Origin of the sequence: Streptomyces mauvecolor, assembly GCF_039532965.1 — a bacterium.
GTDB classification, from domain to species: Bacteria; Actinomycetota; Actinomycetes; order Streptomycetales; family Streptomycetaceae; genus Streptomyces; species Streptomyces violascens.
Genome location: NZ_BAAASQ010000012.1, coordinates 227,475 through 241,948 on the forward strand (window position 1 = coordinate 227,475; position 14,474 = coordinate 241,948).

The 14,474-nt window shown below is 71.3% G+C and carries 14 protein-coding genes and 1 pseudogene; 10 read left to right on the forward strand and 5 right to left on the reverse strand.

The features are described from left to right. Nucleotides 1-206: 206 nt before the first annotated feature. Complete coding sequence (locus ABD346_RS17845; RefSeq protein WP_344375881.1) at nt 207-836, forward strand: TetR/AcrR family transcriptional regulator; 630 nt, start codon at nt 207-209, stop codon at nt 834-836. 76 nt (nt 837-912) lie between these two features. Here the strand turns inward: ABD346_RS17845 and ABD346_RS17850 are convergent. Then, nucleotides 913-1,200 (reverse strand): annotated as a pseudogene (locus tag ABD346_RS17850) (ADP-ribosylglycohydrolase family protein); the annotation flags it as partial. Nucleotides 1,201-1,308: 108 nt separating this feature from the next. Here ABD346_RS17850 and ABD346_RS17855 point away from each other — a divergent pair. From ABD346_RS17855 to ABD346_RS17865, 3 genes are all read left to right on the forward strand, one after another. Further along, entirely contained in the window at nt 1,309-1,980 is a 672-nt protein-coding gene (locus ABD346_RS17855) for a PadR family transcriptional regulator (protein ID WP_344375883.1), read from the forward strand. A gap of 195 nt (nt 1,981-2,175) precedes the next feature. Further along, a complete protein-coding gene (locus ABD346_RS17860) occupies nt 2,176-3,186 on the forward strand; it encodes an ATP-binding cassette domain-containing protein (protein ID WP_344375885.1) in 1,011 nt (336 codons plus the stop codon). Further along, nucleotides 3,183-3,992 carry an ABC transporter permease gene (locus ABD346_RS17865; RefSeq protein ID WP_344375887.1) on the forward strand — a complete coding sequence of 270 codons (810 nt, stop codon included), beginning with the start codon at nt 3,183-3,185 and terminating at the stop codon, nt 3,990-3,992. Before ABD346_RS17860 ends, ABD346_RS17865 begins: the two co-directional genes overlap by 4 nt. Before the next feature lie 79 nt (nt 3,993-4,071). Here ABD346_RS17865 and ABD346_RS17870 read toward each other — a convergent pair whose 3' ends face one another. Beyond that, a complete protein-coding gene (locus ABD346_RS17870; RefSeq protein ID WP_344376263.1) occupies nt 4,072-4,980 on the reverse strand; it encodes a hypothetical protein in 909 nt (302 codons plus the stop codon). A gap of 173 nt (nt 4,981-5,153) precedes the next feature. On the opposite strand from ABD346_RS17870, the gene ABD346_RS17875 reads away from it, so the two are divergent. Further along, the gene (locus tag ABD346_RS17875; RefSeq protein WP_344375888.1) at nt 5,154-5,807 is read left to right on the forward strand and encodes a MerR family transcriptional regulator; all 654 of its coding nucleotides are present in this window, start codon (nt 5,154-5,156) and stop codon (nt 5,805-5,807) included. 81 nt (nt 5,808-5,888) lie between these two features. Here ABD346_RS17875 and ABD346_RS17880 read toward each other — a convergent pair whose 3' ends face one another. Both ABD346_RS17880 and ABD346_RS17885 read right to left on the reverse strand, forming a co-directional pair. Continuing rightward, complete coding sequence (locus ABD346_RS17880) at nt 5,889-6,734, reverse strand: siderophore-interacting protein (RefSeq protein WP_344375890.1); 846 nt, start codon at nt 6,732-6,734, stop codon at nt 5,889-5,891. A gap of 80 nt (nt 6,735-6,814) precedes the next feature. Beyond that, nucleotides 6,815-7,723 (reverse strand): 5'-3' exonuclease, encoded by a 909-nt coding sequence (locus ABD346_RS17885; RefSeq protein ID WP_344376265.1) that lies wholly within the window; start codon nt 7,721-7,723, stop codon nt 6,815-6,817. Between the two features lie 277 nt (nt 7,724-8,000). Between ABD346_RS17885 and ABD346_RS17890 the strand changes: the two genes are divergently transcribed. The 4 genes from ABD346_RS17890 to ABD346_RS17905 all read left to right on the forward strand — a co-directional run bounded on the left by ABD346_RS17890 (nt 8,001) and on the right by ABD346_RS17905 (nt 12,344). Next, complete coding sequence (locus ABD346_RS17890) at nt 8,001-9,068, forward strand: quaternary amine ABC transporter ATP-binding protein (RefSeq protein WP_344375891.1); 1,068 nt, start codon at nt 8,001-8,003, stop codon at nt 9,066-9,068. Continuing rightward, the gene (locus tag ABD346_RS17895; RefSeq protein ID WP_344375893.1) at nt 9,061-10,863 is read left to right on the forward strand and encodes an ABC transporter permease/substrate binding protein; all 1,803 of its coding nucleotides are present in this window, start codon (nt 9,061-9,063) and stop codon (nt 10,861-10,863) included. The genes ABD346_RS17890 and ABD346_RS17895 overlap by 8 nt, the downstream gene beginning before the upstream one ends. Before the next feature lie 213 nt (nt 10,864-11,076). Then, nucleotides 11,077-11,631, forward strand: coding sequence for a helix-turn-helix domain-containing protein (locus ABD346_RS17900; RefSeq protein WP_344375894.1), 555 nt, complete (start codon nt 11,077-11,079; stop codon nt 11,629-11,631). Next, nucleotides 11,631-12,344, forward strand: coding sequence for a helical backbone metal receptor (locus ABD346_RS17905; protein ID WP_344375895.1), 714 nt, complete (start codon nt 11,631-11,633; stop codon nt 12,342-12,344). The genes ABD346_RS17900 and ABD346_RS17905 overlap by 1 nt, the downstream gene beginning before the upstream one ends. A 6-nt stretch (nt 12,345-12,350) precedes the next feature. On the opposite strand, the gene ABD346_RS17910 is transcribed toward ABD346_RS17905, so the two are convergent. After that, the gene (locus tag ABD346_RS17910) at nt 12,351-13,469 is read right to left on the reverse strand and encodes a TDT family transporter (protein WP_344375897.1); all 1,119 of its coding nucleotides are present in this window, start codon (nt 13,467-13,469) and stop codon (nt 12,351-12,353) included. 76 nt (nt 13,470-13,545) lie between these two features. Between ABD346_RS17910 and ABD346_RS17915 the strand changes: the two genes are divergently transcribed. After that, nucleotides 13,546-14,469, forward strand: coding sequence for a LysR family transcriptional regulator (locus tag ABD346_RS17915; protein ID WP_344375898.1), 924 nt, complete (start codon nt 13,546-13,548; stop codon nt 14,467-14,469). The last annotated feature ends 5 nt before the right edge of the window (nt 14,470-14,474 follow it).

Genomic DNA, 14,474 nt, shown 5'->3' on the forward strand with positions numbered 1-14,474 from the left:
GGTTCCGTGCCGCCGGGTTGGAGTGGCCCCCGCCGGGGTTGTGGGCGGGGGCCACTCCAGGTCCGTTTCCATGGGGTTCGGCACCCCGGTGCCCCGCAAGTCGGCTCGTACGCCGCGACCGTGGGCCGGAGCGGCGGGCGGCTCTCGGAGCAGCCTGGAAACGTCGCCCGGCAGCCCCCTCGGCCAGGTGTGCGACGATCGGTTTCATGAGTGCCACGACGGGTCGAAGGGTCGGGCGGCCGCGGGCTGTGCAGCGGCCGGACAGTGGGTTGGCCGCACGGGATGAACTGCTGTGCGCGGCGGCCGAGTTGTTCACGCTGCACGGATACGCGGCGACCACGACCCGGGCGGTGGCGGACCGGGTGGGGCTTCGGCAGGCCACGATGTACCACTACTTCTCCGGCAAGGAGGACCTGCTCGCCGAGTTGCTGGAGTCGACGGTCACCCCCTCCCTGGACCTCGCGCGACGCCTCCTCGAAGACACATCGCGCAGCGCCGAGGACCGGCTGCGCGAACTGTGCCGCTCCGACGTGAAGCTGCTGTGCGGCGGTCCGTACAACCTGGGGGCGCTCTACCTGCTCCCCGAGGTGCGCGCCGAGCGCTTCGCCGTGTTCCACCGCAACCGCGCCGAACTGAAGGCCGCGTACGGGGAACTGCTCGCCGGGACCGAGGACTGTGCCGACCTGGACGGGGACGCGCTGGCGCTGCGCACGGACCTGGTCTTCGGCCTGATCGAGGGCGTCATCCTGATCCACCGCTCGGCACCGGGCCGCGATGTCACGGTCTTCGCCGCGGCCACGGCGGATGCCGCGCTGCGGATTGCGGGTACGCGCTGATCCCGGGGTGACGTCCAGGGGTGGCCGGCGGGTCGGTCCCGGCCGAGGGCCGGCACCTGCCCGCGCCCAGAGCCTCTCACGCGCCTGAACCCGCGCCCAACTCCCTTGCCATCGCGTCCAGTTCGGCTGCCCCCAGAACCCGGTCGCCGAACCCCGGCAGGGGAACGTGCAGAGGGGTCGTCCAGCGGGCCGGGATGGAGGGAAGGCCGTAACAGGCGCCCGCCAGGCCGCCGGTCACGGCCGCGACCGTGTCCGTGTCTCCGCCCAGATCGACCGCCGCGCCGAGCGCCCGCTCGAACGAGCCGGTCGTGCGCAGCGCCCACAGGGCGGAGCCGAGGCAGGGCCATACCGCGCCGCCTACTTCGCCGAACTCGACGCCCCCCCCAGGTCCAACTCGCGATACATCGCGCTTGACGCAACCCCCCAGTCGCGATATGTTCGGCCACGAGTATTCGGGAATGAGGTGAGGGTCATGGCGGCCAAGCGGCGCAAGCTCCGTAATCCGCTGGCGCTGGCCGTTCTGGTGTTGCTTGCCGAGCGGGAATCCATGCATCCGTACGAGATCGCCCAGACTCTGCGCCAGCGCGGCAAGGAGTACAGCATCAAGATCAATTACGGGTCGCTGTACACCGTCGTCCAGAACCTCCAGAAGCACGGGTTCGTCGAGGTCGCCGATGTTCAGCGGCAGGGCAATCGCCCGGAGCGCACGCTCTACGCCCTCACGCCCGCCGGGCGCGAGGAGATGCTCGACTGGATGGCGGACATCGTCTCGGTGCCCGTGCACGAGTTCCCGATTTTCGAGACCGCGCTCTCCCTCATGGGCGTACTCCCGCCCGACGAGGTCGCCGCGCTGCTCGAACAGCGAGTCAATACGCTGGAAGTGCGGGCCGCGGGCCTGCGAGGAGCGCTGGGGAAGCTGTGGGAGACGCTGCCCCGGGTCTTCCTCGTGGAGAGCGAGTACCAGCTCCACATGATCGACGCCGAGGTGGAGTGGGTGCGCGGCTTCCTCAAGGAGATGGCCGACGGCACCCTCAGCGGCGTCGATGCCTGGCGCACCTGGCACTCCACGGGTGAAGTGCCCGAGGAATGGCGGGAGTTGGAGGACCAGGATCACTCACGCGGCCGGCCGGGGGAAACCCCCTAGGGCAGGCCGCACAGCAGAAGAAGAACCCCGGTACGGGCTGTTGCAGCAGCCCACACCGGGGTTGCAACCCCGGACCCGACCCGCGCGCGGCAGGCCAGGCGATCGAAGGTGCGGCACGCCCAGGATAGCCCGGCGCTTCTCACGCGGAACGGTCCGTCATACCGACCACCCCGCTCACCACAGGAGAGCCCCGTCATGAGCACCCGGGCGCCCGCAGTAGAGGCGCGCAACCTGATCAAGACGTATCCCGGCGATGTCACCGCCCTCAACGGCATGGCCGTCACCGTCGAAACCGGCAAGGTCTTCGGACTGCTCGGCCCCAACGGCGCCGGCAAGTCCACCACCGTCAAGATCCTCACCACCCTCGCCCGCCCCGACAGCGGCACCGCGACCGTCGCCGGGCACGATGTGCTGCGCCACCCCGACCGGGTCCGCCGCACGATCGGCGTCGTGGCGCAGAAGTCCGGCGCCGACCCCGTCGCCACCGGCCGCGAGAACCTCCAGCTCCAGGGGCGCCTGTACGGGCTCACGGGCGCGGCCTTGGGCCGCCGCGTCGACGAGCTGCTCGAACGGTTCGACCTCGGTCACGCCGCCAAGCGCGTCGTCAAGGGCTACTCGGGCGGCATGCAGCGACGCCTCGACGTGGCGCTCGGCTTGGTGCACCGGCCCGAGGTGCTGTTCCTCGACGAGCCGACCACCGGGCTCGACCCCGAGGCCCGCGCCGCGATGTGGGACGAGATCTCCCGGCTGGCCGGTGACGAGGGGCTCACCATCGTGCTCACCACCCACTACCTCGAAGAGGCCGACCGGCTCTGCGAGCGGATCGCGATCGTCGATCGCGGCCGCGTCGTCGTCGAGGGCACCCCCGACGAGCTGAAGGGCGAACTCCGCGGCGACGCCGTCCACGTGGAGCTGCGTGAGACCGTCACTGAACGCTCCCTGCTGCGCGATGCGCTCCTGGGGCTGCCCGGCGTGCACGAGGTGCTGCTCGACGGCCGCCGGGTCAGCGCCCGCGCCGACGACGGCGCGGCCGCCGTGCCCGTGCTGCTCGCCGCCCTGGAGCGGGCCGGAGCCTCCGTCGCCGCCGCGACCGTGGCCCGCCCCTCCCTCGACGACGTCTACCTGCGCTATGCCGGACGCCGTTACTCCGAGGCCGAGGCGGCAGCCGAAGCCCCCGCCCTCGCCACCGCGGGAGACTCCCGATGAGCACCCGGTCCGCCACCCCCGCGCCTCTGCGCTCCAACGCCCTCGCCCAGACCTGGTACATGACGCAGCGTCAGCTGATGGCAATCTTCCGGCAGCCCGCCTATCTCCTGATCACCCTCGTCCAGCCGGTGATCTGGCTCTTCCTCTTCGGCAGCCTCTTCAAGAAGGTCGTCGAGCTCGGCGGCTTCGGCACCACCTCCTACCTGGACTACCTCGTCCCCGGCATCGTGGTGATGAGCGCGCTGGGCTCCAGCATGTGGGCCGGCATGGGCACCCTGGAGGAGATCGAGCGTGGCACGCTCAACCGCTTCCTCACCACACCGGTCAGCCGCGGCGCCCTGATGAACGCCAACGTCGTGCAGAACGGCATCAGCATCGCCGTCCAGACGGTGATCATCCTGCTGCTCGGCAAGCTCGGCGGCGCCCACTACCCGGGCGGCTTCGGCGGTCTGGTCATCCTCGCCGTCGCCGCGATCCTGCTCGGCACGGTCTTCGGCGCCTTCTCCAACGCGCTCGGCATGCTGGTCCGCCAGCGCGAGTCGATCATCGGCATCAACACCTTCCTGCTGCTGCCGCTGACCTTCCTGTCCTCGGCCTTCATGGCGCCGTCCCAGATGCCTTCCTGGATGCGCCACATCGCCGACTTCAACCCGCTCAACTGGGCCATGGTGGCGGGCCGTTCGGCCATGTCCGCCGACCCGGACTGGGGCATCGTCCTCGGCCGCGGCGGCGCACTCCTCGCCCTGGCGATCGCCGCGGTCTGGCTGTCGACCCGGACGTTCCGCTCGTACCAGAAGTCGGTCTAGCGACACATCCCCTCCAGGGAGCCGCCCGGCCCTCCGCAGTTCCGGAGGGCCGGGCTTTCCGTGTGCTTTTCGGTGCCGGTCACCCGACGGGCTGCTTCGCCGCTTCCGGCGTGAGGCCGTCCCCAGACCGGTCAACTGGCAGGCGCAGCACGGCAGTTGTGCCCAGGATGGCTGCGGCGGCGATCAGGCCCGCGGCGCCCAGGGTCGCTCCGTCGGGGTGGATCAGGGGCTGGCCGCGCAGGGCCTGCCAGGTCAGCAGGGCGAGCACCGCCGCGTACACCGCACCCGCGACCGCGACCAGGCGGGCGCGGATCCGCTCGTCGCGGAGCCGGGGGATCCGGACGCCCAGCGCGACGAGAGCCATCAGGGTCAGCGGGATCAGCTGGAGGGCGTGCATTCCCACGAAGTGCGGGATGCGCAGGTCGCCGCCGGTTGTGGACCAGCCGGTCAGCGGCATCGAGGGGCCGCTGTCGGGTACACCCACGCTGTGCGCGCCGACGATGCCCGACGGTGTGCGCCGCTGGGCGGGCGTCGGCTGCGTCATCAGGAAGCCGAGTCCGGCGCCGGCCACACCGAGAGCCACGCCGACCCGGATCGCCAGGGCGGAGGCACGGTCGGCGATCGTGCTGCGGAACAGGAGCACCGCGACGATCAGCGTGGCGAGCCACAGGACGGCGACCGTCCCTGCCATCACGTCGTAGAGGGTCGCGTCGAACGGCGTCCGACGGTTGAAGTGGCTGCGTGTGCCGCGGATCACCTGGCCCGTGATGATCACGATCTCGACCAGGCTGGTCGCCGCGACCACGGTCCCGGCCCACCAGCCCGACTTCCGTCCACGGGTGGTGAATTGGAGCATCCAGGCCAGCGTCAGGCAGTACGCCACGAACGAGACCGCGAACTTCAGCGGCTTCGCCCAGATCGGTGCGCCGACCAGGGTCCGGTCGTCCACGAGCAGCCCCACCGCCGAGACGACGGCTAAGAGCGCCATCGCCCCGGCGAAGACCACCAGCGGCCGGTGCCAGGTGCGCAGTGGGGCGAGAGGGGAGGAGAAGGACATGGGAGACCCCCGAGAGAAATGGACAGCAGCACTATCCGTTATCCGATAGTGCGACTATCTATGATGGGGCGATTGTTGGCAAGGCCGGATGAGGTGAACACGCGATGCGCATCGGTGAGTTGAGCCGCAGGACGGGGGTCGCGATCCCCACGATCAAGTACTACGTCCGGGAGGGGCTGCTCCCGCCCGGCGAGCTGACCAGCCCGAACCAGGCGAGCTACGACGAGTCCCACGAGCGCAGGCTGCGCCTGGTGCGCGCGCTGATCGACGTGGGCGGGCTCTCGGTGCAGGCGGTCGGCGAAGTGCTCGGCGCCGTCGACAACCCGGCCCAGCCGTTGCACGAAGTGCTCGGCGCCGCGACCAAGCGGATGATGCCCCGGTACGGCGACGCAGAGGACCCCGAACTCGCGGCCGCGCGCGAGGAGGTGGCGGCCCTGATCGAGCGCCGGGGGTGGCGGGTCCCGCCGGACAGCCCGGCGGCGCGAGCCCTGGCGGGGGCGCTCGCGGCGATGGAACGGGTCGGCCACGGCGACTTCGCCGAGGAGGTCCTGGATCAGTACGCGCAGGCGGCCGAGCAGGTGGCCGTCGCCGATCTCGCCTACGTCGGCCGCAACGCGAGTCGCGAGGACCTGCTCGAAATGGTGGTCATCGGGACCGTACTCGGCGAGGCGGTTCTTGCCGCCACCCGCCGGATGGCCCACCAGAACGCGTCGGCCCGCGTCTACGGTGACCGGCCGCCGGGGGCGGGGGACGCCTGACCCCGACGGCCGGGCCGGGCGACGGCGAAACCCCCGGCGGGCAGGCGCGCCGGGGGTTTCGGGGTGAGTGGGGGAGGGGGGTCAGGCCGCCGGGGCCTCCTGCTCGCGCTCCACCTGCTCGTTCCAGTCGCGCTTCATCGCGCGCCAGCCGTCGTCGTCCTGGCCCAGACGCCAGTAGCCCGAGATGGAAAGCCGCTCGCGCGGTACGTTCCGCTCGACCCGGAGCAGCCGGCGCAACTCCTTCACGAAGCCCGCCTCGCCGTGCACGAACGCGTGCACGTCACCGGACGGGAACTCCAACTCCCTTACGGCGCCGACCAGTTCCGATCCCACCGCGGCCTCGCCCCGGTGCAGCCAGGTCACCGTGGCACCGTCCGGAGTGCTGATCTTCTGCTCCTCCTCGGGGCCGGTCACCTCGACGAAGGCGTGCACCACGGCGCCGGCCGGCATGCGCTCCATGGCCGCAGCGATCGCGGGCAGCGCGCTCTCGTCACCGACGAGCAGGTGCCAGTCGGCCGCCGCGTCCGGCGCGTACCCGCCGCCGGGGCCGAGGAAGCGCACCGTCTCGCCCACCTGGACGCCGGTGGCCCACGGGCCCGCGAGACCCTCGTCGCCGTGCACCACGAAGTCGACGGTCAGCTTGCCGGCCGCCGCGTCCCAGGCGCGCACCGTGTAGGCGCGGGTGCTCGGCCACTGCTCGCGCGGGAACTCGGCGCGGATCCGCTCCATGTCGAAGGGCTCGGGGTAGGTCACGCCCTCGACCGGGAAGAGGATCTTGATGTAGTGGTCGGTGTGCTCGCCGGCGCCGAATCCGGCCAGCGACTCGCCGCCGAGCACGAGGCGCACCATGTGCGGGGTGAGCCGCTCGGTGCGCACCACCTGGGCCTCATTGATCTTCCGTGCCTTGCGAGACGGGCGTTCTGCCACGGTGCGCTCCCCTGGTCCAAACTGATCCACTATTAGTTAGGATTACCTAAGTTAGCATCACGGGAGCGGAATCCCGTACCTCATGTGCGAAGGGTGTCGAGCAGCCGGCCCGTCGCCCCGGCCAGGCCCCACTGGACCACCAGCTCCTCCAGGGTGGCCGGGTCGAGCGGCTCCGAGGGCAGCGTGGGGTCGAACTCCGGCAGTTCCACGTCCATTGCGACCCGCACCACCTTCGGCGCGACGTCCAGATAGTCCGCCGCCTCCAGGATTCCCCGGCGCTTGGCCGGCGTCAGCTTGGAGGAGCGGTCGGCGGCGGCCGCGCGCACCCCCGCCAGGTCGCCGTACTCGCCGATCAGCTGGGCCGCCGTCTTCTCGCCGATGCCCTTCACGCCGGGCAGGCCGTCGCTGGTGTCGCCGCGCAGCGCCGCGAAGTCCGCGTACTGATCGGGCCGCACCCCGTACTTCGTGCGGATCAGCTCGTCGTCGACCAGGTCGCAGTCGCCCACGCCCTTGCGGGGGTACAGGACCCGCACCCCGCGCTTGTCGTCGACCAGCTGGAACAGGTCGCGGTCGCCGGTGACGATGTCGACCGGGCCCGACGAGAGGCCCGACAAGGTGCCGATCACGTCGTCCGCCTCGTACCCGGCGACGCCGACCCGGGCGATGCCCAGCGCGTCCAGGACGTCGTCGATCACCGGCACCTGCGGGGCCAGCGTGTCCGGGGTCTCCTCCTCGTCGGGCTGCCCGGCCGGGGTCTCCTCGGCCACCCGGTGCGCCTTGTAGGAGGGGATCAGATCGACCCGCCACTGCGGCCGCCAGTCCGCGTCCATGCAGGCCACGAGGTCGTCGGGGCGGTGGTCGTGGACAAGGCGGGAGATGAAGTCGAGCAGGCCGCGCACGGCGTTGACCGGCGTGCCGTCCGGCGCCCTGACCGTGTCGGGCACCCCGAAATAGGCGCGGTAATAGAGGGACGAGGTGTCGAGGAGCATCAGGCGTCGCGTCACACCCCGATGATGCCGCACCCCACTGACACCCACCTCGCGGCAGCCGTGAAGCCATCGACCACCCGTGGAGCCGTACCCGCTCGTGCATTAGTGAACTGGGTCACGGTTGTGTTTGCTCCTGGCAAAGGAGGGCAGGCGCGACGCCGGAGCGGACCCAGGTATGGATTTCAACCATTTCTCGGGCTGCGGACCGAATCCGCGCCGCTCCACGGCCCGCCCGCGGGGGAGTCGGGCCGTTTTGAGTTCTACCCGTGAGGTGTATGTGTCCAGGCTGCAAGCCGAGCAGCTCTACAAGGTGTTCGGCAGACGACCCGACGAAGCCGTCCGCAAGCTCGAAGGCGGCGCGGACCGTGACGAGCTGCGGGCGGACGGGACGACCGCGGCGGTGATCGACGCCTCGTTCACGGTGGACCCCGGCCAGATCTTCGTTGTCATGGGTCTCTCCGGATCCGGCAAATCGACCCTGCTGCGCATGCTCAACGGGCTCCTGGAGCCCACCGCGGGCCGCGTGCTCTTCGACGGCCAGGACCTGACCAGCCTGTCCGCCCGTGAGATGCGTACGGTCCGCTCCAGCAAGATCAGCATGGTCTTCCAGCACTTCGCGCTGTTCCCGCACCGCAGCGTGCTCGAGAACGCCGCGTACGGCCTCGAAGTCCAGGGCGTCCCCCGTGCCGAGCGCGAGAAGCGCGCCGCCGAGGCCCTGGAGCTGACCGGCCTCGCGGGCTGGGGCGACTCCTGGCCCGACGAGCTCTCCGGCGGCATGCAGCAGCGGGTGGGCCTGGCCCGCGCGCTGGCCACCGACGCCGACCTGCTCCTGATGGACGAGTCGTTCAGCGCCCTCGACCCGCTGATCCGGCGCGACATGCAGGACCAGCTCCTCGAACTGCAGAAGCGCCTCAAGAAGACGATCGTCTTCATCACGCACGACCTCAACGAGGCCATGCGGCTCGGCGACAAGATCGCCGTGATGCGCGACGGGCGGATCGTCCAGCTCGGCACCGCCGAGGACATCCTGCTCACCCCGGCCAACGACTACGTGGCCTCCTTCATCCAGGACGTCGACCGCTCCCGGGTGCTCACCGCGCTCTCCGTGATGACCACCCCGCACCGTCCCGACGCCGGGGACTGCGACTGCGAGACCGTCCTGCCCGACACCCCCGTCGCCGACGTGTGCACCGTCGCCGCCCGGGTCCCGCACCCGGTCGCGGTCAAGGACACCGACGGCTCGTTGCTCGGCGTCGTGCCGCAGGAGCGGCTCATCGCCTTCCTCGGGGAGGACAAGCAGGGCCCGGTCGTCTGCTCGATGAAGGAGGTGGCTGCGCATGCCTAGGCTCCACCTCGGCGACTGGGTCGACAGCGCCGTCGACTTCCTCCAGCGCCACCTCTCCTGGCTGTTCGACGCCATCACCCAGGTCGTCAACGGCATGTACGACGGCATCAACGCGGTGCTCGACGCACCGCAGCCGCTGCTCTTCGCGGGCATCCTCGCCGTCGTGGCCTGGTGGCTGCGCGGCCTGTCCGCGGGTGTGCTCACCTTCGCCGGTTTCGCGCTGATCGACTCGATCCAGCTGTGGGACGACACGATGTCGACGCTGTCGCTGGTGCTCGTCGCCGCGATCGTCACGCTGGTCGTCGCCGTCCCGCTCGGCATCTGGGCCGCGCGCTCCAAGACGGTCAGCGCCGTCCTGCGGCCGGTCCTCGACTTCATGCAGACCATGCCGGCGATGGTCTACCTGATCCCCGGCATCATCTTCTTCGGCGTCGGTGTCGTCCCCGGCATCATCGCCACCATCGTCTTCTCGCTGCCCCCGGGCGTGCGTATGACGGAGCTCGGCATCCGCCAGGTCGACGGTGAACTCGTCGAGGCGGCCGAGGCGTTCGGCACCACGCCGCGCAACACCCTGGTGCGCGTGCAGCTCCCCCTCGCCCTGCCGACGATCATGGCGGGCATCAACCAGGTCATCATGCTCAGCCTGTCCATGGTGGTCATCGCGGGCATGGCGGGCGGCGGCGGCCTCGGCGGCGCCGTCTACCGGGCGATCGGCAATGTCGACATCGGCCTCGGCTTCGAGGCCGGCATCTCCATCGTCGTCCTGGCCATGTACCTGGACCGGATGACCGGAGCGCTCAGCCGCCAGGTCTCGCCACTCGGCCGGCGCGCGCTCGCCAAGGCGAAGGCCGCCACCGGCGGTCTCAGGATCTGGAACTACCGTCCGCAGCCCGCCGTCGCGGTCGTCGGCGTGGTCGTCCTCGCGCTCGTCGCGGGCGGCATGAACATGTTCGGCTCCTCGGACGAGGCCACCGCCAGTGGCGCCAAGGACGTCGGCAAGGGCAAGAAGATCTCGCTCGGCTACATCCCGTGGGACGAGGGCGTCGCCTCCACCTTCCTGTGGAAGGAGCTCCTGGAGCGCCGCGGCTTCACCGTGGACGCCCGCCAGTACGAGGCAGGCGCGCTCTACACCGGCATGGCCGGCGGCCAGATCGACTTCGAGACCGACTCCTGGCTCCCCACCACGCACGCCCAGTACTGGGCGAAGTACAAGGACAAGCTGGAGGACATGGGCTCCTGGTACGGCCCCACCTCCCTGGAACTGTCGGTGCCGTCCTACGTCAAGGACGTCAACTCCCTGGAAGACCTCAAGGGCAAGGGCGCCGAGTTCCAGAACCGTATCGTCGGCATCGAGCCGAGCGCCGGTGAGACCGGGATCCTGAAGGACAAGATCCTCAAGGAGTACGGCCTGGACGGCGAGTACAAGGTCGTCGACGGCTCCACCCCCGGCATGCTGGCCGAGCTGAAGCGGGCGTACGCCAAGAAGGAGCCCATCGTGGTTCCGCTCTGGTCGCCGCACTGGGCGTACAACACCTACGACCTGAAGAAGCTCAAGGACCCCAAGGGCGTCTGGGGCAAGGGCGACGGTGTGCACACCCTGGCCCGCAAGGGCTTCGCCTCCGACAATGCCGAGGTCGGCAACTGGCTCAAGAACTTCAAGATGGACGAGAAGCAGCTCACCAGCCTTGAAGCCAAGATCCAGTCCACCGGCAAGGGCAAGGAGCAGGACGCCGTGCGCGCCTGGCTCAAGGAGAACCCGGGCCTGGCCGACAAGTGGACTCCGGTCTCGTCGTAGCCGCCCGGGGAGGGGAGCCCCTCCCGCCTCCCGTTTCCGCAGCCGCGGCCGGTCCTCCGGCCGCGGCTGCGGAACGTCGGGATCCGGCCTGATCTCCCGCGGAACCCTTGGCGATCTTGGCGGGACGGTCCCCTCGGGGCCCGAAGCTGCGTAGGGTGACGTGAACGCAGCCGGTGCGGACGCGGACCGAGTGACAGGGAGGGAGCCCGGGAGATGGACGACAAGGAAACTCTTCGGGTGGGCGTGGCGGTACGGCGGCTGCGCCGCAGCCTCGGTCTCACCCTGGCCGTGGTCGCCGAGCGCAGCGGCCTTTCGGTGCCGTTCCTCAGCCAGGTCGAGAACGAGCGCGCCCGCCCCAGCGCCCGCTCCCTCCAGCGCGTGGCGGACGCCCTGAACACCACGGTCGGCGAGCTGTACGACGCCGCCGACTGCACCCGCACGGTCGACGTCGTACGGGCCGAGCCCGAGGGCGACGGACACGGTGTGCGGCCCCTGCTGCGCGGGCACCACCAGCTGCACGCGATGGAGTTCACCGGCGAGCAGGACACCGGGCGCGAATTCCAGCACCGCAACGACGAGCTGATGTACGTGGCCGACGGGGCCGCCGAGGTCGAGGCCGAGGGCCGTGCCTACCGCCTGGAGCGCGGTGACACGCTGTGCCTGTCCGGCGGGGTGCGCCACCGCTGGCGGGCGGCGCTGCCCGGCACCCGCATCCTGGTCGTGGCGGTCGCCGACCACATCGAGGCCATCGAGGAGACCCGCCACTGATGAGGGTGGTCTCCCTCGTCCCGTCCCTGACGGAGGCGGTCGCGGTCAGCGCCCCCGGGCTCCTGGTGGGCGCGACCGACTGGTGCAGCCACCCGGCCGGGCTCGACGCCGTACGCATCGGAGGCACCAAGAACCCGGACGTGGCGCGGATCATCGCGCTCGCCCCGGATCTCGTCGTCGCCAACGAGGAGGAGAACCGGGCCGCCGATCTCGCGGCCCTCGCCGCCGCCGGGCTCGACGTCCTGGTCACCGAGGTCCGCACGCTGCCGCAGGCGTTCACCGAGCTGGAGCGGGTCCTGGTGGAGGGCTGCGGTCTCTCGCGGCCGGGCTGGCTGGACGCGGCCGAGCGGGTGTGGGCCGGGGTGCGTCCGGGCCCGAAACGGATGGCGGTCGTGCCGATCTGGCGGCGCCCCTGGATGGTGCTCGGCCACGACACCTTCGCGGGCGACCTGCTTGCCCGGCTCGGCGTGCACAACGTCTACGCCGATCATCCCGAGCGCTACCCCCGCATCGGCATCGACGAGCTGAACGCGGCGGGAGCCGACCTGGTGGTCCTGCCCGACGAGCCGTACCGCTTCACGCCCGACGACGGCCCAGAGGCATTCCCCGCAGTGCCCGCCGCCCTGGTCGACGGTCGCCGGCTCACCTGGTACGGCCCGTCATTGGCCGAAGCGCCGGCCGTACTCGGCGCGGCGCTTCGGGGCAGTCCCTGACGCGGGCTACTTCTTCACGGGCGCCGCGAGCAGCTTGCCGCTGACGAGGCCTCGTACGGTGTGGAATCCGGCCACCAGCCAGGCCGTCACGAGCAGCGCGTACAGGGCGACCGACAGCCAGTCGAAGGCGTGCAGGCCGGTGTGGTGGGCGAGGCCCTCGGCGCCGGTGACACAGGTGCCGACAGGGAAGGTGAAGGCCCACCAGGTCATCGCGAAGCCCATGCCGCGCCGCGCCGCCCGGATCGCCATGGCCGCCGCGAGCGCCAGCCACATCAGGGCGAAGCCCATCACGGGCACCCCGTACAGGACGGCGAAGGCGCCCATCCCGTTCGCGTAGGTGGCGTCGATCGCGCCGGGGGCCACGTCGGCGAGCTTGTTCACGGCGGTGGTGGACTGGCCGAGGGGGCCGAGCACCAGGAACAGGGTGGGGGTCAGGAACAGGGGCAGCGCGCCCCGGTGGATCAGGCGCGAGAACACCACGGGCAGGATGACCAGGGTGGCAAGCAGGCTCATGCCGAACATCGCGTACGAGCCGAGCAGCAGTGCCTCGCGGGCCTGCCCTGCGGGCAGGTGGGGGACGAGCAGGGGGCCGAGGGTCGCCGAGACCATGGGGGCGACCACGGGGAGCAGCCAGACGGGGGAGGCGCTGCCGGGGGCGACGTCGTGGCGGGCGACCATCAGGTAGGGCACGGCCACCGCCGCGACCAGGCCGATCAGTGTGCCCACGCCGTAGAGGACCCACGCCAGGGGGACGGCCGCGGTCTCGCCGATCAGGTCGGCGCCGACCGACAGCGAGCCGATGCCGACGGCCAGGAACGCCATTGACAGGCAGCCGTAGAAGGGCGCCACGGTCGGGTCGAGGAGGTGCGCGCGGGCCTGGTCGCGGTGGTGCAGCCAGTGCCCGGCGCGGGCCACCAGCAGCACCACCAGCATGGCAAGCGCCAGCGCCCAGATCACCTGGAGGCCGGGGATGTGGAACGGCAGTCCGGCGCCCGCGTTGGCGATGATGGCGGTGCCCATGACCGCGGCGTACCAGTTCGGGCCGAGGTGGCGCAGGGCGGGACGGCGCCGTACGGCAGCAGCGGGGGGCTGGGTGCGGGGGCGGGAGTGCGCGATGGTGGCCATGAATCCAGCTTCGTCCCGGTCAACGGCCCCCGCCACGCCTGCTGGGGCTATGAGCCCATAAGCTGGGTTTATGAGCATGAACGGTTCTGAGGACACCGCCCCTCTCGCCCACCGGGTGCCCGACCTGGGCGCGATGGAGCTGCTGCTCGCCGTCGCCCGGCACGGCAGCCTCGGGCGGGCCGCCCGCGATCTCGGCATCACCCAGCCCGCCGCGAGCAGCCGAGTCCGCTCGATGGAACGCCTCCTCGGCGTGGCCCTCGTCGAGCGCTCCCCGCGCGGCTCGCGGCTCACTGCCGAGGGCGTCCTGGTGACGGACTGGGCGCGGCGGGTCGTGGAGGCGGCCGAGGCGTTCGACGCGGGCGCCCAGGCGCTGCGCGGCCGCCGGGACTCGCGACTGCGGGTCGCCGCCAGTATGACGATCGCCGAGTACCTGCTGCCGGGCTGGCTGATCGCGCTGCGCTCCGAGCGCCCCGGCACCGCGGTCTCGCTCAGCGCCGGGAACTCGGCCGTGGTCGCCGAGCGGCTGCTCTCGGACGAGGCCGACCTCGGCTTCGTCGAAGGGCTCGGCGTGCCCGCGGGCCTGGACTCGGCGGTCATCGGCCACGACCGGCTCTTCGTGGTCGCGGCCCCCTCGCACCCGTGGGCCCGCCGGCGCCACCCGCTGCTGCCGGCGGAACTGGCCGCGACCCCGCTCGTCCTGCGCGAACAGGGCTCGGGCACCCGCCAGGTCCTGGACGCGGCGCTCGCCGCGCACGGCGGGCTCGCCGAGCCGCTCATCGAGCTCTCGTCCACCACCGCGGTGAAGGCCTCCGTCGTCAGCGGGGCCGGGCCGTCCGTGCTCAGCGAACTCGCGCTCGGCGAGGAACTGGCGGCCCGGCGCCTGGTGCAGATCCCGGTCGAGGGCGTACGGCTGCGGCGCGATCTGCGCGCGGTGTGGCGCCAGGGCCCGCTGCCCGCGGGGCCCGCCCGTGACCTGCTCTCGCTGACCCGGCCCACCTGACGATC

What these genes read in the sequence shown, in the direction of transcription:
- ABD346_RS17885 (WP_344376265.1), bottom strand. Translation starts at nt 7,723, where the DNA reads ATGCTCCTCGACACCTCGTCCCTCTATTACCGCGCCTATTTCGGGGTG.
- ABD346_RS17905 (WP_344375895.1), top strand. Translation starts at nt 11,631, where the DNA reads ATGAGGGTGGTCTCCCTCGTCCCGTCCCTGACGGAGGCGGTCGCGGTC.
- ABD346_RS17865 (WP_344375887.1), top strand. Translation starts at nt 3,183, where the DNA reads ATGAGCACCCGGTCCGCCACCCCCGCGCCTCTGCGCTCCAACGCCCTC.
- ABD346_RS17910 (WP_344375897.1), bottom strand. Translation starts at nt 13,469, where the DNA reads ATGGCCACCATCGCGCACTCCCGCCCCCGCACCCAGCCCCCCGCTGCT.
- ABD346_RS17900 (WP_344375894.1), top strand. Translation starts at nt 11,077, where the DNA reads ATGGACGACAAGGAAACTCTTCGGGTGGGCGTGGCGGTACGGCGGCTG.
- ABD346_RS17845 (WP_344375881.1), top strand. Translation starts at nt 207, where the DNA reads ATGAGTGCCACGACGGGTCGAAGGGTCGGGCGGCCGCGGGCTGTGCAG.
- ABD346_RS17895 (WP_344375893.1), top strand. Translation starts at nt 9,061, where the DNA reads ATGCCTAGGCTCCACCTCGGCGACTGGGTCGACAGCGCCGTCGACTTC.
- ABD346_RS17860 (WP_344375885.1), top strand. Translation starts at nt 2,176, where the DNA reads ATGAGCACCCGGGCGCCCGCAGTAGAGGCGCGCAACCTGATCAAGACG.
- ABD346_RS17875 (WP_344375888.1), top strand. Translation starts at nt 5,154, where the DNA reads ATGCGCATCGGTGAGTTGAGCCGCAGGACGGGGGTCGCGATCCCCACG.
- ABD346_RS17915 (WP_344375898.1), top strand. Translation starts at nt 13,546, where the DNA reads ATGAACGGTTCTGAGGACACCGCCCCTCTCGCCCACCGGGTGCCCGAC.
- ABD346_RS17870 (WP_344376263.1), bottom strand. Translation starts at nt 4,980, where the DNA reads ATGGCGCTCTTAGCCGTCGTCTCGGCGGTGGGGCTGCTCGTGGACGAC.
- ABD346_RS17855 (WP_344375883.1), top strand. Translation starts at nt 1,309, where the DNA reads ATGGCGGCCAAGCGGCGCAAGCTCCGTAATCCGCTGGCGCTGGCCGTT.